The organism is Enterobacter cloacae complex sp. 394I7 (assembly GCF_057320345.1).
This window is the reverse complement of the sequence record NZ_JBXWCR010000010.1, coordinates 12,187-32,499: the sequence shown is the minus strand read 5'-3', so window position 1 is coordinate 32,499 and position 20,313 is coordinate 12,187. Positions and strand designations below refer to the sequence as shown.

General features: G+C 55.7%; 13 protein-coding genes and 3 pseudogenes. All 16 read left to right on the top strand.

Translation table 11 applies throughout. From position 1 onward, the window contains the following. The first annotated feature begins 1,319 nt into the window (after window positions 1-1,319). The 16 genes and pseudogenes from AC2FAP_RS21620 (at window position 1,320) to AC2FAP_RS21545 (ending at window position 20,312) form a co-directional block, all read left to right on the top strand. On the top strand, window positions 1,320-1,802 hold the full coding sequence (locus AC2FAP_RS21620) for an Hcp family type VI secretion system effector (protein WP_172687031.1): 483 nt from the start codon (window positions 1,320-1,322) through the stop codon (window positions 1,800-1,802). Further along, on the top strand, window positions 1,802-2,257 hold the full coding sequence (locus AC2FAP_RS21615) for a T6SS effector amidase Tae4 family protein (RefSeq protein WP_320711375.1): 456 nt from the start codon (window positions 1,802-1,804) through the stop codon (window positions 2,255-2,257). Before AC2FAP_RS21620 ends, AC2FAP_RS21615 begins: the two co-directional genes overlap by 1 nt. A gap of 2 nt (window positions 2,258-2,259) precedes the next feature. Beyond that, window positions 2,260-2,580 (top strand): annotated as a pseudogene (locus tag AC2FAP_RS21610) (T6SS amidase immunity protein Tai4 family protein); the annotation flags it as partial. An 865-nt stretch (window positions 2,581-3,445) separates the two neighbouring features. Further along, window positions 3,446-5,179 (top strand): type VI secretion system-associated FHA domain protein TagH, encoded by a 1,734-nt coding sequence (tagH, locus tag AC2FAP_RS21605; RefSeq protein WP_172687059.1) that lies wholly within the window; start codon window positions 3,446-3,448, stop codon window positions 5,177-5,179. Window positions 5,180-5,199: 20 nt separating this feature from the next. Then, window positions 5,200-5,639: pseudogene (locus tag AC2FAP_RS21600) on the top strand (hypothetical protein). Between the two features lie 89 nt (window positions 5,640-5,728). After that, the gene (locus AC2FAP_RS21595) at window positions 5,729-5,923 is read left to right on the top strand and encodes a hypothetical protein (protein ID WP_228718944.1); all 195 of its coding nucleotides are present in this window, start codon (window positions 5,729-5,731) and stop codon (window positions 5,921-5,923) included. Between the two features lie 134 nt (window positions 5,924-6,057). Next, entirely contained in the window at window positions 6,058-6,510 is a 453-nt protein-coding gene (locus tag AC2FAP_RS21590; protein WP_172687060.1) for a type VI secretion system accessory protein TagJ, read from the top strand. After that, window positions 6,507-7,070: a type VI secretion system baseplate subunit TssE gene (tssE, locus tag AC2FAP_RS21585; RefSeq protein WP_172687032.1), complete on the top strand. Its 564-nt coding sequence runs from the start codon at window positions 6,507-6,509 to the stop codon at window positions 7,068-7,070. Before AC2FAP_RS21590 ends, tssE begins: the two co-directional genes overlap by 4 nt. A gap of 17 nt (window positions 7,071-7,087) precedes the next feature. Further along, entirely contained in the window at window positions 7,088-8,962 is a 1,875-nt protein-coding gene (tssF, locus tag AC2FAP_RS21580) for a type VI secretion system baseplate subunit TssF (protein WP_172687033.1), read from the top strand. Continuing rightward, window positions 8,959-10,011, top strand: a complete 1,053-nt coding sequence (tssG, locus tag AC2FAP_RS21575; protein WP_172687034.1) for a type VI secretion system baseplate subunit TssG — start codon at window positions 8,959-8,961, stop codon at window positions 10,009-10,011. The genes tssF and tssG overlap by 4 nt, the downstream gene beginning before the upstream one ends. 57 nt (window positions 10,012-10,068) lie before the next feature. After that, window positions 10,069-12,681 carry a type VI secretion system ATPase TssH gene (tssH, locus tag AC2FAP_RS21570; protein ID WP_172687035.1) on the top strand — a complete coding sequence of 871 codons (2,613 nt, stop codon included), beginning with the start codon at window positions 10,069-10,071 and terminating at the stop codon, window positions 12,679-12,681. A gap of 3 nt (window positions 12,682-12,684) precedes the next feature. Continuing rightward, a pseudogene (locus AC2FAP_RS21565) lies at window positions 12,685-13,276 on the top strand (protein kinase domain-containing protein); the annotation flags it as partial. 214 nt (window positions 13,277-13,490) lie between these two features. Further along, window positions 13,491-15,776, top strand: a complete 2,286-nt coding sequence (locus AC2FAP_RS21560) for a type VI secretion system Vgr family protein (RefSeq protein ID WP_172687036.1) — start codon at window positions 13,491-13,493, stop codon at window positions 15,774-15,776. A gap of 7 nt (window positions 15,777-15,783) precedes the next feature. Beyond that, window positions 15,784-16,173 carry a hypothetical protein gene (locus tag AC2FAP_RS21555; protein WP_172687037.1) on the top strand — a complete coding sequence of 130 codons (390 nt, stop codon included), beginning with the start codon at window positions 15,784-15,786 and terminating at the stop codon, window positions 16,171-16,173. Window positions 16,174-16,713: 540 nt separating this feature from the next. Next, the gene (locus AC2FAP_RS21550; protein WP_172687038.1) at window positions 16,714-19,254 is read left to right on the top strand and encodes a DUF2169 family type VI secretion system accessory protein; all 2,541 of its coding nucleotides are present in this window, start codon (window positions 16,714-16,716) and stop codon (window positions 19,252-19,254) included. Further along, complete coding sequence (locus tag AC2FAP_RS21545; protein WP_172687039.1) at window positions 19,251-20,312, top strand: pentapeptide repeat-containing protein; 1,062 nt, start codon at window positions 19,251-19,253, stop codon at window positions 20,310-20,312. Before AC2FAP_RS21550 ends, AC2FAP_RS21545 begins: the two co-directional genes overlap by 4 nt. The last annotated feature ends 1 nt before the right edge of the window (window position 20,313 follow it).

Here is a 20,313-nt window from a genome sequence, read left to right as displayed (position 1 = left end):
TGGTTGTTGACCAAAAACTATCTAGACAGTGATAATCGTTGGAGTAATCAGACCGAAACTATACGCCTGTTGTCGCTGTTTAAAAACTAGATTATCTCATAGGGTGTGCGGAAAATAATCACCACAGTGATTACAAAATATGTATATGGACTCTCTGTAAACCAATGTACACATTTTTAAATTTAAATGCCCATCCAGCATTTAGGAAATTAGTTTAAAACTTGTCTTTGTGAAACAGATTATTTCACTGTTTGCATCGCAAGTTATTTCAAAGTTTCTGGTTTCTACAGAACTGACGGGAATATTAAGTGTAGAAATATCAGTCTCCAGTCAATCTAAAAACTTACGAGCTCAATGAACTGGATTTTGATGCATATAATATGCTCTGAGGTATGGGATATTTAGATTTTCTTTGTTTTATGTTGTAATATAATGCAAAGCCTTTCCTGTATGGAATAAAGCATCAGGAAACGAATGATAAAATCATCAATAAAGTTTTTAACTATTTTATTTATTAGTTTATTGTTTTTAGGGGGGCTGGTTTTTATTTTACGCTTTCCAGTTTATTTTCCTTTTGGTCTTGTGTTATTATATCTTCTGGATTGATTGGTGGTGGGGTTAATAAATAAATTAATTCGCGCGATAATATTAACTTTACTTATTATTGTATCGGTTGTTGTCTACTCTTTTGGCGAGAATATTAGTCCAAGAAGTTAATATTTTCTCTTGCTTTTTAAAAGGAATAACAAGGGAATAGTCACAACTAGAAAAAGATGTTTATCAGCAACAACCCTTCTAGAATAAGGAGTGGGTGACTAATAATTAACAAGGCAGTAGGCAGAAATGATAATTTCTTTTATTGGATGGATTGCAAAAAATACTGTCTTATATTGCTTCTCTCTCCTGTTTGCGTGCAGGATTAATTTTCCATTTTGGTATGGCTGGCCGCACAGTGAAGAGAGAAGTCTGTTAATTCACTATTGACTTATAGTGGTAGTTTTTTATACCGCCGTGTATAGTAAAAAACATTGCGCAAGAATGTGGGTTTCATAATTTTTACTATCTGCCAGTTAGCGCTACGCAGGGGATGTTGCTTGGTGGGTAAAAAATTTAGTTATTAACTGCAGAGCGTTGTTAATAGCTATCTCTTCTGATATATCCATTTGGTGATATTCAGAAAAAGGCAGAGGTAAAATATGGACTGTTTTATTCGACCCATTGCTTTACTGTTTGCCATATCAGTGCTTTATCTATACCCAAATTTTTCCTGAAGGAAGAAGGGTAAAAGCAAATACTTTAACTAATGAGAGTAGATAACAATGGCTATTGATATGTATATGAAGGTTGACGGCGTGACTGGCGAATCAAAAGATTCTAACCACACTGGCTGGATAGATATTGATTCATTCTCTTGGGGTGCTTCTCAACCTGGCAACATGTATGTGGGCGGTGGCGGCGGTGTCGGCAAAGTGAACTTCAACGATCTGCACGTGAACGCACTGATCGATAAATCAGTTACTGCCTTGCTTAAAAATTGCGCCAGTGGTAAGCATCTGGCGAAGGTAGAGCTGTCTGTCTGTAAAGCGGGTGGTACTCAGGTTGAATACGCAAAAATCACTCTGGAAGATGTGTTGGTGACTTCCGTGCAGTATACCGGTGCTAAGTCAGGAGACACCATTGGTGTCTCCTATGCTTTCCAGGCCTCTAAAGTTAAACAGCAGTACTGGGAACAAAGCACTTCCGGTGGCAAAGGCGCAGAAAGCAGCGGTGGCTGGAACATCAAAGAGAACAAAGAAGTGTAATGCTGCAGCCCACTCGTTACGAGTGGGCATTTTGGATTAATTCGCAATTATTGCAGAGGGAAGAGTTATGGCAGCAAGACCGGTGTTCTTACTGGCCTGGCAAAACTTCACCGTGGTCAATGTGGATGTCCCTGCCGTTGGAGAAATTATTGGCGGCAATGTGGGTAGCAATAATTATCCTGGTGCTAAAATACGACGCGGCAGCTGGAAAACTGTGTCTGGGGCAGATTAGAACTGGTATATATCAGGTTCGGGACTTACTGATTTATCTGCATAAGATGTATGGTAAACCTGATAAAACCGTGGAAAATCCTAAGGTCAGTGATTTCGAAAATATGAAAGGAATAATGGTGTTTACTGTTAACGGCTGGAGCGATGCCAGCGGCCATGCAACATTATGGAATGGTAAAACCTGCTCCGATCACTACTATTTTCCAATGCCCAGTGAGGCTTGAATATGGTTGTTACATTAAAGGTCATTCTGCCCGCTTTGCCTGCTATCTTCTCGTTTCAGGCTGTCGCCAATCCGCACTACCGTCCTGAGCAGTATCTGAAGAATTACGCATTAAGCACCTGTGCGGCTGTGGGCTACCAGTCAAAAGAAGTTAAGAATGATGCCGCCGCTGCCCCACGCGGGAGTAAGAAAGGTTGTGCAGGCGTATTTGCATAAAAAGTACGACATCCAGTCCGGTGATATGATGACGCTGGCGAAATGCATCGACACTTTTACCACAGTCAGGAGCTGTCCGCGCTGGAGAAAGAGTTTAAAGACAAAAGGATAATTAAACTCTATATTGACAGGGTCTCTAATGAAAAAGAACTCTTTGCTGGTGTGACGCATTTTGTTTGTCGTCTGATCAACAAACGTTTTGGCAGAGTATAAGGTAACGATTCAGGGTGGAAAATTTACTAAAACTATTACCAGTCACAGTGATGAAGGCAATGTTAGTTGTGACCTGTCACGCCAAAATCATAAGAATTGCAAGAGTATCACATTGGCAGGTAAGACTGTGAATTGAAACTGCGCTGCAGTGTGTGATTTTCATGGCTACAAGTTCCAAATGGCCCCTATCGCTACTCACTGTTATCCGGAAATAAAGAATAATGGGGCCTCGACGTATTTAAAAATATAAAATTAATTATTTATGACGCAAAAGATAATTAAAGTGATGAATTACAATGTGACATAAGTATTTTAAGTAATAATCGACGATACAATCTTTAATGAATAAGCAGTTATTGTCTGTCGCCCTTATCAGAAGATAAAGCTTCTGAAACATTCCCTCGCGATTATAGTTCCTGCGTTATTCATGGCGGCAAAGCCTGTTGGTTATTGAACCTTACAGGAAAAGCCTGATCGTTCGCTTAAACAGCGATAACAGGTAATTAAGCTGTAAGGCAGGACAGAAATATATTTTAATTATCGATAAAGCGCGGCCTTATTAATACCGCTACTTCCGCTGGAAAATGTTCGTCAGCCAACTACAGCCGGATGTGACCCGCATGAAAAGCATTAAGCAACTAGATAACATTCTCAAAACCGATTTCTCCGCGCCCACCGCTACCTGAATTTCGCCCGTTTTAGTTTCCCTGCCGAGACGGGCACAGTGCAGATGCCGAATACACCTGAGCAGGAACATCTTATGCGATTTACGATTATAAACACCAAACAGGGTCATCAGCCGCCGCAAAGCAGCTGCGATTTCTTGCCACCCGGCGGCACGATTGGTCGTGGCGTGGATAACAACCTGGTGCTGCCGGATGACGATCGCACCATTTCGCGGTTACAGGCGATTGTGCACATCAGCGATGACGGTGAGTGCCGTATCACCAACCGTGGCAACGTGACGCGCGTGCTACTTAACGATATTCCGCTGGAGCGCGGCCGTCAGGTGGAGTTGCAGGATGGCGATGTGCTGGGCATTGATGACTATCGGCTACAGGTCAGCGAGCTGGGCGATGTAGCGCGCCCGAAAAGTGCCGCTGCCCCGGTGGCAAAACAGGCCGCGCAGACTGCCGCCATTCCCAGCGAGATCTGGGACAGCCTGGCGCAGGAGTTCTCCATCTCCGATAACCTATCCAGCCGCCAGCAGAATAAAAGTGCAGAGAGCTATGCAAACCCGCTCACCGCGCCCGCTGCCGAAGAGCGTAACCCGGCCGACCCGCTGGCGCATCTGGTGCAGTCCAGCGAGCCGCTCAAATTCGATCGCCGCCAGCAGACGCCGGAGAGCCTGTTCGAGTCTGACCCGCTGTTCAAGCAGGAAAGCATCTTCGATGACAGCACCCCGAGCACGCTGTTCCAGCAGCCCGGTGCTAAAAGTCCGCTGCCGGATAGCAAGCCGCAGGTTGAGCAGGACCCGCTGGCACTGTTTGGCGTAGGCAGCAGCCCTGCGCAGGTTAACAGCGACGACCCGCTGTGTCTGATGATGGGTAGCGCCGTGCCGCTGGCACTGCTGTATGAGGAGCCGGGCCAGCAGAGCGCGCCAGCCGACGATCCGCTGCCGCCGCTCGCCAGTAACTTCTCGCTGTTTGGAGCTGATGCCAGCCAGCAGCCTGACAACGTCACTTTTGCCAGCTCGCCGCTGTTTGATGAGCCTGTCGATGCCGCATCCGCACCGCCGCCGCCGGAGTACAGCGGGATTGCGCTGCCGATCCCGCAGGCGATAGTGCGCCAGAACGCCCCGGTGCCAAAAGGCCGCCTGCGCATTGACCCAGTCGCCAACAGCAGCCAGCAGAGCAGCGCCGCAGCGGGCGGTAAAACCCTGGATGGCGACCTGCTCAATGCGCTCATCAGCGGCATGGGTTTGCAGGACCTGCAGCCGACGCCGCGTTTTGACCACGACTCCATCCAGGAGCTGGGGCAGATGCTGAGCATGTTCTCGCAGGGCACAGTTGCGCTGCTGTCGTCGTGTTCGATCCTTAAGCGCGCGGTGAAAGCAGAGATGACGGTGAGCCTCGACGAGGCCAACAACCCTTTCAAGCTGCTGCCTTCCGGTAAATCGGTGCTGATGCAGATGTTTGGCAGCCGCATGCCCTGTTTTATGCCGCCGAAGCAGTCGGTGCGCGATGCGCTTGTGGAGCTGCAGGCGCATCAGCTGGGGATGATCGCCGGGATCCGCGCGCTGATCGCCTCCATGCTGCAGTTGTTCAACCCGCAGCAGCTGGAGGAAGAAGCATGGGCTGAGGGAGCCACCTCGCGGCTGTCGCTGCCCAGCAGCCGCAAGGCCGCACTGTGGGATCACTTCACCAAACGCTATGGCGAAACCACCGGTGAGATAGAAGACGACTTCCACACGCTGTTTGGCGAAGCCTTTCTCCACGCCTACGACATGGAAGTGAACCAGTACAAAGACACTCAGATCAGATCGGAAGAATGATGAATATCACCATTGCCTGAATGTCGAACCAATATGAACGCGTCAGCAATCAGGATAAGATCGGCGAGATCGTCGGTGGGCGCTCGGCCTGCTTTGTGGTGTGCTATAGCTTTGCGGGGCTTCCGGCGGGCGATATCGCCGCGAGCATGACGCGTAACACCATGATGCAGCGCTTTGACGTGCAGCACTATCTGAATGTCCAGTTGATCCGCCAGCAGCAGAAAAGCGAACTTTTGCCCTCGGTATGGGTGATGAAGACCGCCATGCCAGCTACAGCAACGTGGTGCCGACGGACGAGTGGCTGACGCTGATGCTGCAGGTCACTAAGAAAAACGAACAACGATCGGAGGGCAGCCAGGATAACTAAAGCGCCTTTGCCGTCTGTGTCGGGGAGCCGCAGGACACCATGCTGCTGCACTCTCTGTCGGAAGCGGCGCAGTTTATTGCGCTGCGTGATTGAAACAGGAAAAGGATGTTATGAAATATTTGCTGTCAGGTGCGTTCACATTCCTGCTCGCGTCCAGCGCCTGAGCGCAGGATTATCAGATTGTGCAGCCCCACTCGCTCAAGCTGGATATCTGGATCGACAACGTTAAAAGCAACAGTCCGGAAAACTTGTGTGCGCGCGAGCTGCCGCTGCGCATCATCGCCAACGGCAAGAAAGACACGGCGCTGCTGGGTGATTTTCAGCCGCGCGTTGCCAGCCTGGTGCGGCGGATAAAACGCTGCTGCAAAAGCGCCTGAATGAGATACGCAATCAGTGGTCACCGTACCTGGGTAACAGCACCGACCTGACCAACAAACTGCTTGACGTGCTGCATCCGCAGCTGCAGGACCCGGAAGCCGGGGCATTCAGCACGCTTCATCAAGGAAAGACCATGCACTCATTACAACAGCTCGTGGCCGGACAGTCGCTGAATGAAGCGCTGGCCCAAGTGGAAGGCCAGATCAAACGTCAGCCTGCAGATGCCGACCTGCGCGCCAGCTTCGTCCAGCTGCTGTGCCTAGTTGGGAACTGGAGCCGGGCTCTGACCCAGCTGAAAAGCTGGCGGGCGCTGAAGCCGCAGGCGCAGCCGGCGGTCAACCTGCTGGAGCAGGCGATCGGCGGTGAGTTAAAGCGCGCCCTGGTGTTCAGAGGCCTGGCCACACCGCGTATGCCGGGCGACGATGACCGTTACCGGCTGGGATCGCTGACCGAATGGCGGCCCCTGAGCGGCGATGAGCAGCAGTTGAGCGGGCACGGCCAGAAAAGCTGGCTCAGCGCGCAGGATGACTTTCCGCTGCTGAACCTGGAGACGCTGACCTTTGCTACTGCGGAGTCTGCATCATGAGCCAGCACAGCAGAGACGCGTACGACCTGCTGCATGGCGGCTATCGCCAGCGGTGCCAGCAAAGCTTAAGCGCGCGCGACAAAATGCAGGCCTCGCTGCTCGACCGCCTGACCGATAATGCGCCCGATAAGCAGCAGGAAGCGGCTTACCACACGTTGATCTCACACAGCTCGCTGCGCCGTAACGTACTGCGCGACCTGCAGTGGCTGTTTAACACCATCAACAACGAAGCCCAGCAGGTACTGCAAGCCTTTCCGCAGGTTAAACGCTCCACGCTCAACTTTGGTATCGCGCCGCTGGCCGGACAGCGCATGTCGGACATTGAGTGGCTGGATATTCAGCGCAAGCTGACGGCGGCGATCCTCAACTTTGAGCCGCGCATTCTGCCAGGTGGACTGCAGGTCCGCTGCGTCTCCGACACGGGATCGCTCGACCTGCACAACGTGCTGTCTATAGAGATTAAGGGCCGCCTGTGGTGCGTGCCGTACCCGCTTGAATTCCTGTTTCGTACCGATGTGGACCTGGAAAACGGTCACTTTGAGCTGAAAGATATCGATTAATAAAGAAGGTCATTGTGATGGACAGCAAGCTGCTTGATTACTACAACCGAGAACTGACCTACCTGCGTGAGATGGGGGCAGAGTTTGCCGGGCGCTATCCCAAGGTTGCCGGGCGTCTGGGGATGCGCGGCGATGAAGTGGCGGACCCTTACGTTGAGCGGCTGATGGAGGGTTTCGCCTTTCTCACCTCGCGCGTACAGCTGAAGATGGATGCGGAGTTCCCGCGTTTTTCCCAGCGAATGCTGGAGATGATCGCGCCGAACTATCTCGCGCCGACGCCGTCGATGGCCATCGCCGAGCTGCACCCGGACAGCCGCAAAGGCGATATCAGCGGCGGATTCTGCGTGCCACGCGGCACCATGATGGACAGCCAGATCCTCAAGCAGAGCGGCGTGACCTGCAGCTACACCACCGCCCACGACGTGATGCTGCAACCGCTGGAAATCAAGCAGGTCGAGCTGGGCGGCATCCCTGCTAATATCTCGCTCGGCCAGCTTGGTTTGAGCCAGCTGGGGGCGGTGAGCGCTCTGCGCATCCGCCTGGAGTGCGATGAAGCGGTGACGCTGGCGCACCTTAACTTCGACAGCCTGATGTTTTTCCTCAGCGGCCCGGATATGCAGGCGCAGCAGCTGCTGGAGCTGGTGATGCAGCACTACGTGGGCGGCTTCTGCCAGAGCGTGACGGCCAGCCCGCGCCGCACGCTGCTGGATGATGGCGCGGTGCAGCAGGAGGGCTTCGCGCCGGAGCAGGCGCTGCTGCCGGATGACCTGCGTAACTTTGATGGCTACCGCCTGCTGCAGGAGTATTTTGCCTTCCCGGCGCGCTTCCAGTTTATAAGCATCAGTCAGCTGCGCCCGCTGTTGCAGTGCGCAGGGGATGGGGAGCGTGAATTTGACATCGTGCTGCTGCTGGATAAAAGCAGCGAAGGGCTGGAGCGGGTGATTGACCGCAGCCACCTGGCGCTGCACTGCACCCCGGTGATCAACCTGTTCCCTAAGGTGGCAGCGCGCCAGAAGCTGAATGACAGCGTGCATGAGTATCACCTAGTGGTGGATAACATTCGCCCGCTCGATTACGAGATCTTCTCGGTGCAGAAGCTGTATGCCAGCGGTCATAACCAGCACGAGGAGCAGCTGTTCCGCCCGTTCTGGAGCACCTTCAGCGATGACGGCGGTAACTACGGCGCCTATTTTTCGCTGCGCCGCGAGCAGCGCATGCTGTCGGAACACGCGCAGCGCTACGGCACACGCACCGGCTATGTCGGCTCGGAAGTCTTTCTCTCGCTGGTGGATGAACAGCATGCGCCGTGGCATGAAGATCTGCGCCACCTCAGTGCTGAAGTGCTCTGTACCAGCCGAGACCTGCCGCTGCTGCTGCAGGAGCAGCAGGGCAACTTTGTGATGCCGGACTCGGTGCCGATCCGCCAGCTGACGCTGCGCAAAGGGCCAACGCCGCCGCGTGCAGCGCTGGCCGAGGGCAAAATCGCCTGGCGGCTGATCAGCCATTTGCAGATGAACTACCTCAGCCTGATGGACGGTCATGACGGCGAGGGAGCTGCTGCGCTGCGCCAGATGCTTGGGCTGTACGCCAATCTGGCCGATGCCCCGGTGGCCCGCCAGATTGAGGGCATTCGCCACTGCCAGCTCAAGCCGGTGTTCCGGCGGATGCCGGAGCCGGGACCGATTGTGTTTGCCCGCGGCATTAGCGTTGAGCTGGAGATGGATGAACAGGCGTTTTCCGGCGCCAGCCCCTGGCTGCTGGGCAGCGTGCTGGAGCGGGTTTTCTCACGGCTTGTAGCGATTAACACCTTCACCGAAGTGACGCTCAACAGCCAGCAGCGTGGGGAGGTCGGCTACTGGGCGCCGCGTATGGGTAAAAGGACGCTGATATGACCGCGCAGGCTGCAGAAATTCATCGTTTGAAGCGCCTGCCCGCCGACTTCTGGCACGTGCTGCAGGCCGCGCCCTGGCGTTACGACCTGTTCCAGCTGCTGCGGCGCATCGATGCGCAGGGCGGTGAGCGCTATCCGCTGGGGCGTGCGCCGCTGCCGCGCCATGAACCGCTGCGCATCGGCCAGCTGCCCTCGCTGGCCTTTTCTCCCTCGACCATTGCCAGCGTTACGCCGCGCGACTGCAGCACGCTGCATGAGGTGTCGATCTACAGCTTCGGGCTGTTTGGCCCTAACGGACCGCTGCCGGTTCACCTGACCGAGTACGCGCGCGAGCGCATCTATCACCAGCAGGATTACAGCTTCACCGCCTTTGCCGACATGTTTCACCACCGCCTGACGCTGCTGTTCTACCGCGCCTGGGCCGATGCGCAGCCGACGGTGGCGCTGGATCGCGCTGAGCAGCGCCATTTTGAGCAGTACATCGCCAGCCTGATCGGCATGGGCCAGCCGGGCCAACTGAAAAAGGGCAGCCTGAGCGACCACGCCCGCTTCGCCGTTGCCGGGCACCTGGCGCGTCAGGGGCGCGACGGAGAAGGGCTGGAGAAGGTCCTGCGCCACTATTTTCGCGTGCCGGTAAAGCTGGTGGAGAACGTGCCGCACTGGCAGCCGATTGACGAGCGAGAACGCGCCAGCCTCGGGGCCGGACGACGTAAACCGCGCCTCGGCGAGTCGGCTTTCCTCGGCTTAGCGGTGCGCGACGTGCAGCATAAGTTTCGTATCGAGCTGGGGCCGCTACAGCTGGATAAGTATAATCGCCTGCTGCCCGGCGAACACTGGGCCGTGCAGCTGCGCGACTGGGTGCGCCAGTATCTCGGCATCGAATATGTCTGGGACGTGCGCCTGACGATGGCCGCGTCGGACGTTCAGGGCATCATCCTCGGCAGAAACGGGCGGTTGGGCTACAGCAGCTGGCTTGGCCAGCCCGCGACGCCGCAGCCGCGCAGTGACTTAATCTATAGCCCTGAAGCGCAGGAAGAAACCGTCAGCTGACCCCTTGCCTGAGGGCAGGATCCTATCCCATTAGATCTATAACCACTGAGAATAATCATGTCAGAGATAAGCCGCGCCGTACTGTTCGGCAAACTGGATACGCTGTTATTTACCTCTCTGGAAAGCGCCACCGCCTTTTGTAAGCTGCGCAGCAATCCTTATGTGGAGCTGGTTCACTGGTTGCATCAGCTGATGCAGCACCAGGACGGCGATATACAGCAGCTGATCCGCTATTTTTCACTGGATGAAGAGGCACTGACACGCGACATCGTCGAGGCGCTCGACCGGCTGCCGCGAGGGGCCAGCACGGTTTCTGACCTTGCTGAACATATCGACAGCGCGGTGGAGCGCGCCTGGGTTTACTGCTCGCTGAAGTTTGGTGTGCAGAAGATCCGCGGCGGCCACCTGCTGATCGGCATGCTAAAAACCTTCAACCTCGCCAACCTGCTGAAGGGTATCTCGCCTCAGTTCAGCCGCATCAGCATGGACGTGCTGCTGGATCAGTTCGACGCGGTATTCGACGGCAGCAAAGAGGCGGGGGAGGTTGCTGCCGCGCCGCAGGGAAACGCGGGTGAGGTGCCGCAGCATCAGGGCACGCTGGCGCAGTATGCGCAGGACCTGACTGCGCGAGCGCGCGACCGCAAGATTGACGCGGTGGACGGGCGTGATGAGGAGATCCGCCAGATGGTCGATATCCTGATGCGCCGCCGCCAGAACAACCCGCTGCTGACCGGGGAAGCGGGCGTCGGCAAAACCGCCGTGGTTGAAGGGCTGGCGCTGCGTATTGCTGCCGGCGACGTTCCGGCCCCGCTGCAGGAGGTGCAGCTGTGGCTGCTGGATATCGGCATGCTGCAGGCGGGCGCTGGGATGAAAGGCGAGTTCGAGGCGCGCCTGCAGGCGCTGATTAAAGAAGTGCAGTCCAGCCCGACGCCGATCGTGCTGTTTATCGACGAAATCCACACCCTGATCGGCGCGGGCGGCCAGCAGGGCACCGGTGATGCCGCCAACCTGCTGAAGCCGGCGCTGGCGCGCGGCCAGCTGCGCACCATCGGCGCCACCACCTGGGCGGAGTACAAAAAGTATATTGAGAAAGACCCTGCGCTGACCCGCCGCTTCCAGACCGTACAGGTCCACGAGCCTGACGAAGAGAAAGCGCTGCTGATGCTGCGCAGCACCGTCAGCCCGCTGGAGAAACATCACCGCGTGCTGCTGCTGGATGAAGCGGTGGCGGCGGCGGTGAAGCTGTCGCACCGTTACATTCCTGCGCGCCAGCTGCCGGATAAAGCCGTGGCGCTGCTGGATACCGCCTGCGCGCGCGTGGCTGTCAGCCAAAGCGCGCAGCCGCCGCAGCTGGAAGACTGCCTGCACCGCATCCACGCGCTGGAGATCGAGCGCCATATCGCCGGGCGTGAAGCGCGTCTCGGAATCGGTGAAAGCGGGCGCGTGGCGGCGCTGGAGCAGCAACTAAGCGAGCTGGCCGCCTTGCGTGACCAACTGAGCGCGCGCTGGCAGCAGGAACAGGCGCTGGTCGATGCGATTATCGCCTTGCGGGCGCAGCTGCACGATAAAAGTGTGGAAGAGCCTGAAGCGCTGCACCAGCAGCTCATAGCCCAGCAGCAGGAGCTGCGCGAGCTGCAGGGGGAAAACCCGCTGCTGTTTGCCGCGGTGGATGCCAACGTAGTGGCGGCGGTGGTTTCCGACTGGACCGGTATCCCGCTGGGACGCATGGTAAAAAATGAGATTGACGCGGTGCTCAAGCTGGCCGATACCCTCAACCTGCGGGTGATAGGTCAGCACCACGGGCTGGAGCTTATCGCCCGCCGCGTGCGCACCTCACGCGCGCGTCTTGATGACCCGAACAAGCCGGTCGGCGTGTTTATGTTGTGCGGCCCGTCAGGGGTCGGTAAAACCGAGACTGCGCTGGCGCTGGCGGAGACGCTGTACGGCGGCGAGCAGAACATCATCACCATCAATATGAGCGAGTTCCAGGAAGCGCACACTGTCTCCACTCTTAAGGGCGCGCCTCCCGGCTATGTCGGCTACGGCGAAGGCGGCGTGCTGACCGAGGCGGTCCGCCGCCGTCCTTACAGCGTGGTGCTGCTCGACGAAATTGAAAAAGCGCACCCGGACGTGCACGAGATCTTCTTCCAAGTGTTTGAAAAAGGCTGGATGGAGGATGGTGAAGGGCGGCATATCGACTTCCGCAACACCATTATCATCCTAACGTCCAACGTCGGCACCCAGCTGATTGACGCAATGTGTGCCGACCCGGAGTTGATACCGGAGCCGGAAGTGCTGGCCGGGGCGCTGCGCCCAACGCTGCTGGAGGTGTTCCCGCCTGCGCTGCTCGGTCGCCTGCTGGTGGTGCCGTACTACCCGCTGAGTGATGCGATGCTGGCGCAGATTGTTCGCATGCAGCTGCAGCGCATTCAGCGCCGCCTGGAGGAGAACCACGGTATCGCCTCGGTGGTCGACGACAGCGTGATTTCGCAGATTGTGCAGCGATGCACCGAAGTGGAGTCCGGCGGCCGCATGGTCGACGCCATCCTCACCAATACCCTGTTGCCGCAAATGAGCCAGATGCTGCTGTCTGCCAGCTCGCGCGACGAACAGTATCGACGCCTGCACGTCTCAGTGCTTGAGGGTGAGTTCCACTGTCAATTTTCTTAAGCCATCAGAGAGTCTAAACATGATAACAAGCGCACGGAGCCGAACGCACTGCCGGTCGGCTACCGCTTCAATGAGTTTGAGATTGAGCAGGTGATGGGCGGCTGCCGCTTTGGCATTTTCTACCGCGCCCGCGACCATCAGCTGGAGCGCACCATCGTTATCAAAGAGTTTATGCCCGCTTCGCTGGCGGCGCGTAACAGCGACCTGACGCTGGTGCAGCGCATTGAGCACTTCAGTAAAACCTTCCACGCCGGGCTGAACAGCTTTATTCAGGAAGTACCACCCGAATCTGCTGCACGTGCTGCGCTTCTGGATGCAGAACGACACCGCCTATATGTGTACTGCCTTTTACAGTGGCACCACGCTGTCGTAGCTGCATCAGCTGCGCCCGCAGATCATCTACGAGGTCTGGATCCGCCGCCTGCTGCCGCTGTTTGGCGCGATTAACGCCATCCACCAGAAGGGCTACCTGCACAGTGATATCTCGCTGGATAACATCCAGACCCAGGATAACGGGGTGCAGGTGCTGCTCGACTTTGGCTCGGCGCCTAAGGTGATCGGCAACCTGGCCGACGAAACCGAAACCATGCTCAAGCTGGTGGCCGCAGGGGTGCTTAAGGGGGCATCCGGCGGCGATGATGCCCCGGTGGGCGCGCAGTCGCCTGGCAACTACCAGTTTGAGGTCAGCAATCGCCGTGAAACCTGCAGTCAGAGCATTACTATTGAGCAGAAAGGTGCGTAGCTGCTGAACCCGCAGAACTGACGCTAACGCCTGCAGCGTGCGGGCACCACATTAAGGGAGCAAGATAATGTTTGATCGTATTACCGCCACTACCCCCGCCGGAGACGGCACCCTGCAGTTCTGGAAGCTGGAGGGTATGGAAGTGGTCTCGCGCAGCTTTGAGCTTACCGTGACGCTGCTCAGCACCGACGCGCGCCTTGACCGCCGGGCGATGCTCGGCCAGCCGATCACGCTGACCATTCCGACCAGCGCGCTGAACGCTGCGCCGCGCTACCTCAACGGCAAAATAACCTCGGTGAAGGTTCACAGCGCCGACCTTAACGGCACGCGCTACGCGGTGTACACCCTGGTGATGGAGTCCGACCTGTGGCCGCTGAAGCGCGACCGCAATCAGCGCATCTTCCAGAACCAGCGCCTGCCGGACATCATTAAAACCGTGCTCGGCGAGTACGGGGTCAACGTGGAGGACAGGCTGGCGGGCGACTACCGGACGTGGGAGTACTGCGTGCAGTACCAGGAGAGCAGCTACGACTTTATCTCGCGTCTGATGGAGCTGGAGGGGATCTACTTCTTCTTCCGCCACGACGCGGAGCAGCACACGCTGGTGATGTTCGACGCACCTCAGCAGCACAAGCCGTTCTCCGGCTATGAGACCATTCCTTATCACGCCACCGCCTCTGGCGGCTCGACGGATGAAGAAGGAATTGGTGCATGGTCGATAGCCGAGCAGGTCACGCCGGGCATCTACAGCCTGGACGATTACGACTTCCGCAAGCCGAACGCGTGGATGTTCCATGCGCGTCAGAACCCGTCGTCGCCGCAGCCGGGCAAGATTGACTACTACGAGTGGCCGGGACGCTTTGTCGAGCACAGCCACGGCGAGTTCTACGCGCGCATCCGCCAGGAGGAGTGGCAGGCAGAGCACCAGCGCATCGACGCTAAGGCGACCTCGACAGGCATCGTGCCGGGCTGCACCTTCACGCTGACCCAGCCGCCGTTCGCCAGCGACGCCGACGACTACCTGATCCTCAGCGCGCTGTACCACTTTGAAGAGAACACCTACGCGTCCGGCGGGGGCGAGAGCAACCACACGGTGTGGCTTACGGTGATCCCGTCGGCCACGCAGTTCCGCTCGGCGCAGCGAACCGCGTGGCCGCGCACCCATGGGCCGCAGACGGCGAAAGTGGTGGGACCGCAGGGCGAGTCAATCTGGACCGATAAATATGGTCGGGTGAAGGTGAAGTTTCACTGGGACCGTCACGCGAAGGGGGACGACACAAGCTCGTGCTGGGTGCGCGTGTCGAGCGCGTGGGCGGGTCAGGGGTTCGGCGGGGTGCAGATCCCGCGCGTCAATGACGAGGTGGTGATCGACTTTATCAACGGTGACCCGGACCGGCCGATGGTGACGGGCCGCGTCTATAATGAATCCAGCATGCCGCCGTGGGCGCTGCCGGCCGCCGCTACTCAGATGGGATTTATGACGCGCAGTAAAGACGGCACGAAAGACAATGCCAGCTATCTGTTTTTTGAGGATAAGCTGGGCAGTGAAAAGCTGGACATGCACGCCGAGAAAGACATGAAAATCTCGGTCGAGAATGATATGGTCGTGACGGTGCATGGCAACCGCATCACTGAAATCAAAAAAGAGCAGAAGGATGCTGTGACCGGAAACGCGACCTTTGATTACAAAGCCCAGCGCACCACCACCGTGGATAAACTGGAGACAAAGATCTTTAAGGAGGGTGAGAAAACCAGTATTACTAACGGTCGTGTGCTGGATATTACCAGCGGAGGGGATAAGATCACAGTCAAAGGCGATAAGACAACTATTGTTGATGGTAACGAAGAGCATCATGTCACCAGTAAGATAACTGAAAATTATGATGGTGGTCAGGATACGACAATTGCTTCAGGTGGCATGAAAGTAAATGTGAACGGCGGTAACTGGGAGCAGAATGTTAATGATGGTACTATTCACATATATAGTCCAAATGAAATAAAACTGACCAGTGGGACTTCAATAACAATGGAAGCTCCAGCTGCCCAGTTTAAGCCTAAACTTCATTCTCTGTCAGTGACAGCATTTAATGAGAGTGTGACGGGACATAATTTATCAGTAACAGGACTTAGTGAGACTGTGACGGTAAATAATGTATCATTTTCGGGAATTAGTTCAAGCCTAGGTATCATGTCTAACTCCGCAAATCTGGCCACATCTTCAATTAAGGTCAAAGACTGGTCAAAAACTCTATTCAAGGCGGAAATTAATAGCGTTAATGTGACCAGAGAGGGGATTAAGATATTCTATTCTGTCACAAATATTATCAATTCCGCATTGCATATAATTACGTAGGTTGATTATGGATATCAAGAAAGTGATCGCATCGATCTCAGGCATTGAATTATTTTTTATGATAGCCGGGATTATTGTTCCTATAATATTTATCGGTTACATTTTTTTCTTTAAGATCAAGTCTAAAGGAGTTGTTGATGCTTGCCGATTGATTAAACATGATTCATGGGCAGGAGACCTTATCAGTACAAAAATGGAATCATGGCAAAAAACCAATTTGAGTCATGGGAATAACCTTTTTTTCGATGTATTCTTTTACACAGGTGACGGTTCGGAATTGAAATCAGCCAAGGCACTTGTTGCTCTGAGCGATATGCACCTACTTAAAAAAGGATTAGATATAATTGTGAAACAAGGTGAAAAGGGAAGGGTTGCAGTATTAAAAATAAATTTTTAATACTCAGAGGTTGAATGAAACACGCTAGGGGCGTTGCTTTTTTTTCGATGTTTTGATGGTCGCCCCTCCCTTAATCAATGTAATGTCACCCTAGTTAATAATATAATTTCATTCTTGTTGGATTGATTTGTTAATGGTTTTATTATGGTGATAATTGCCTACTTCATATGTTCAGCATTTTCCTTGACTTTTATTTATGTTTTGATTTCTCTGTATCGCAGAGATCTCAGAAACAAAAATCAAAAACGAAGTCTTGAGGGATGGGGTTGATACCACAGCGGTCATCATGCAGGTTGCCAGTTGCTCTGGCGGTAATTCAGGGTGTATCAATATCTCCATAGAGTTTCGTTATCAAAACTAACGTGGTGAAGAGCTGAACGGGCAGTAACTGGCGGAGATCGACGCCATGGACAGCGCGAAATATTAACTCGGGCAGCGCATCAACATTCGTTATACCCGCACCGATGCACGGAAAACGCTTGTTGATATTCCCAATACCCTAATGAAACGGAAAAACAGATCTTCCTAAGGACGTATTCCATGAAGATTATTAAACCGCTACGCCTCAGCGTGCTAAATCGCCCCTTTCGCCTGCAGGGAAAATACCATCTTGGTGTTACGGTGCTGGCGCTGGCGGATATGGGGACAAAACCCCAGCTGCGCCCGGAAGTTGAAATGTGGCAACTGGCGGCCAGCGAGTTGCAGACCAGCGGCGGAGTGCTGGATATGGCGATCCCCAAGGCCCGCGCCGAATTTCTGGCAACAGGCTTTGCTTATACCCACCATCAGCAGGATAAAACCCTGTGCGCTGCGCGCATAGATGTCGAGTCGCGCAGCAAAACGCTCGTAATCTCCGGCGACCGAATCTGGTCCGGTTCACACCCCACGCCGCCACGCCCGTTTGAGCAGATGCGCCTTGACTGGAGCCGCGCCTTTGGCGGCGAAGGCTATGCCGATAATCCGCACGGCATCGGCGCGCTGGAGGAAACTCAGGATGGCCTCAAGTATCGCCGCCTGCCGAATATTGAACCGCTGCACCAGCGCATTACCTCACCACTCCAGCAGCCGGAACCGGTCAGCTTTGGCCCGCTGGATATGCAGTGGCCGCGCCGCATGAAGCGTATGGGTAAGGCCTATGACGCAAGCTGGATGCAGAACGAGTTTCCCGGCTTCGCGCGCGATATCGACTGGCGGGTATTTAACGCCGCCAGCCCTGACCAGTGGTGGGACGATCGCGACAGCCTGCCCGATGAAGCGGAGTGGCGCATCTGGAATATGCACCCGGAGAAAGCCCTGCTGCATGGCAGGCTGCCGCCGTGGCAGGCGCGCTGCTTTATTAATCGCCAGCGCGGCGATGAGCTGCTGTTTGAAGAGATCCAGCTGCGCGCCACCACCGTCTGGTTCTTCCCGCATAAGGAGCAGATGGTGCTTATGTGGCAGGGCAACCGGCGCATCAACGAAGATGACGCCGCCGACGTGCAGCAGCTGATGCCCGCGCTGGAAACCACTGGTGCTACCCGCTCGCTGAATCACTATCGCAAAGTGCTGGCGCAGCGGCTGGATAAAGAGAAGGGCGCATTGTTTGCCTTCCGTGAAAAAGATCTTGTGCCGGAAAACGCCATCGGACCCTGGCTGGACAGCGAAGCGCAGGCCAGCGAGTGCCCGATGCAGAACAATATGGTAAATCGCGCCAGCCAGCTGTGCGAGCAGCACCGCGCAAGGCTGGAGGCGCAAGGGGGGGATATCAGCACCCTGCTTGCCGAGGTTGAAGAGCCGGAGATGCCAAAGCTGGACGAGCTGCCCGAGTTTATCGAGAAGATGGAGCGTAAAGCGGCAGAGATGCAGCAGCAGGCCGAAGCACGCAAGCGGGAGATGGAAGCAAAATATCCCGATGCAGCCAGCCGCGATAACCTGCCGCGTGGCCCGGAATCAATGCACCGAATGCAGGAGATGCAGCACCAGCATGGCGATAAAATGACGCAGAAGAAACTGCAGCAGAGCCGCGAGGCAATGCACCAGCTGTACCTGATGTCGGTGCAGAGTCAGCAGCCGGCGCTGCGCTTGACCGGCGATCTCGCGCTGATTATCCGCCAGCGCGCAGAACGCACCATGGCGCAGTGTGGCGACTTCAGCGGGCTGGATCTGACAGGGGCGGACTTATCCGGGATGGATCTGCGCGGCGCCAATTTTCATCAAACCCTGCTGGAGTGCGCCGACCTCAGCGGCTGCCAGCTGGACGGTGCCAGCTTCACTGAAGCGATGCTGGCACGTGCCAACCTGCACAATGCTTCGCTGCGCGGCTGCGACCTGAGCAGCGCCAGCCTGGCGCTGGCGCAGTGCCAGAACAGCTGTTTCAGCGGTGCGAAGCTGAAAGAGACGCAACTGGAGCATGCGCTGCTCGACGGCTGTGATTTCAGCCACGCCACGCTGGAGAACCTCCTGCTGCGCGAAAGCGGAATCAGCGGCTGCGGCTTCCAGCAGGCCAACCTTGAGGGCTGCATATTTATGGAGATGACGCTGGCGCAGCCAGACTTCAGTCAGGCAACGCTGCGCAAAACCACCTTTCTGAAATGTCAGCTGCAGGCAGCGCGATTCAGCGGTGCAGATCTTGAGAGCTGCTCCTGGGTGGAGAGCAACGCCGACGGGGCGCGCTTTGACCAAGCGACACTGACTACCTGCGCGCTGGCTGCGGAAAGCTCGCTGGCCGGGGCCGACTTCAACGGTGCAACGCTGAAGCAGAGCAATATGCGCCAGACCGTTCTAAACGGCGCACAGTTTACGCTGGCGAAGTTAGAGAACAGTGACCTCAGCGAAGCCAACTGCCAGGGTGCCAACTTTACGCGCGCCAACTTGGTCGGCAGTTTGTTTATGCGCACCGATTTCCGCCGCGCCGATTTTAGCGATGCCAATCTGATGGGCGCCCTGATGCAGAAAACGCAGCTGGGCGGCGCCCGCTTCCACGGTGCTAACCTGTTCCGCGCCGATCTGTCGCAGTCATTCACTGATGATACAACCGCGCTGACGGGGGCCTTTATCAGGCGGGTCAAAACCTTGCCAAAGCGTGACGGAGAAGTGATATGAATGCAGCCGAACTGCAGCAGAAGATCAAAAGCGGCGAACCGATCAGTGAGATCAATCTGGACGGCCTCGACCTTAGCGGTTGTGATCTCTCCGGCGGAATCTTACAGGAGGTCTCACTGCAGGGGGCTAACCTGCGTGGCGCTAACCTGCATGAAACTGTATTTACCGAGTGCCAACTGGAGGGCGCAGAACTGACGGGCGCTACCCTGCAACAGACTGTATTTAACCAGTGCGGGATGGCGCCGCTGCATAGCAGCGACAGCACGCTTAGCGAATGCGTGTTTAACCAGTGCGCGCTTAGCGGCAGTGATTTTGCGCGCAGCGTTCTGGATAAAACCCAGTTTATGCGCTGCGCGCTGGCGCACAGCCGCTTCAGCCAGGCACGGCTTGAGCGCAGTACCTTTTTCGAATCCCCACTGACAGAAGCGCATTTCAACGGCTGCCGCTCCCTGCTGACCACCTTTTTTGGCATTGACCTGCGCAGCACCGATCTCAGCAGCAGCCAGTTTGAACGCGTTGTGTTCTTTAACTGCGACCAGCGCGGAAAAAACTATGCGCAGCAGCAGTTTACCGGCTGCCAGTTTACCGACAATCAACTGGACGGCGCCAACTTCAACGGTGCCCAGCTGACGCAGTGCAACTTCAAAGGTGCCTCGCTGAAGCAGGCTCAGCTGCGCCAGGTGAATGCCAGTCAGGCGCTGTTTATGGCGGCGGACCTGAGCGGCGCGCAGTGCCAGCATAGCCTCTTTGACCAGGCGCTGTTTGTCGGGGCCACGCTAAGCGGGGCCGACTTCAGCCACAGCCGCCTGTTTCAAAGCATTCTGCAGCAGGTCATGGCATGCAAGACGTCGTTCGCCCTGTGCGACCTAACCTACAGCGATTTTTCCGCCGCCGATTTACGCCAGGCGGATTTTCGCAGCGCCACATTTTCCCGTACCCACATGCACCGTGCACGCCAGGATAATGCCCACTTTTCGGACCGTAAGGGCATTCTTGAATATGATGAAGAGTTACTGGCTGCCGAAGCCTGGAGTATTGAGCGGCAGAGCAGCAGTTGAG

Coding starts and splice junctions, on each gene's coding strand:
- tssG (WP_172687034.1), top strand. CDS start 8,959: ATGACCGCGCAGGCTGCAGAAATTCATCGTTTGAAGCGCCTGCCCGCC.
- tssH (WP_172687035.1), top strand. CDS start 10,069: ATGTCAGAGATAAGCCGCGCCGTACTGTTCGGCAAACTGGATACGCTG.
- AC2FAP_RS21550 (WP_172687038.1), top strand. CDS start 16,714: ATGAAGATTATTAAACCGCTACGCCTCAGCGTGCTAAATCGCCCCTTT.
- AC2FAP_RS21560 (WP_172687036.1), top strand. CDS start 13,491: ATGTTTGATCGTATTACCGCCACTACCCCCGCCGGAGACGGCACCCTG.
- AC2FAP_RS21590 (WP_172687060.1), top strand. CDS start 6,058: ATGCACTCATTACAACAGCTCGTGGCCGGACAGTCGCTGAATGAAGCG.
- tssE (WP_172687032.1), top strand. CDS start 6,507: ATGAGCCAGCACAGCAGAGACGCGTACGACCTGCTGCATGGCGGCTAT.
- AC2FAP_RS21620 (WP_172687031.1), top strand. CDS start 1,320: ATGGCTATTGATATGTATATGAAGGTTGACGGCGTGACTGGCGAATCA.
- tssF (WP_172687033.1), top strand. CDS start 7,088: ATGGACAGCAAGCTGCTTGATTACTACAACCGAGAACTGACCTACCTG.
- tagH (WP_172687059.1), top strand. CDS start 3,446: ATGCGATTTACGATTATAAACACCAAACAGGGTCATCAGCCGCCGCAA.
- AC2FAP_RS21555 (WP_172687037.1), top strand. CDS start 15,784: ATGGATATCAAGAAAGTGATCGCATCGATCTCAGGCATTGAATTATTT.
- AC2FAP_RS21545 (WP_172687039.1), top strand. CDS start 19,251: ATGAATGCAGCCGAACTGCAGCAGAAGATCAAAAGCGGCGAACCGATC.
- AC2FAP_RS21615 (WP_320711375.1), top strand. CDS start 1,802: ATGCTGCAGCCCACTCGTTACGAGTGGGCATTTTGGATTAATTCGCAA.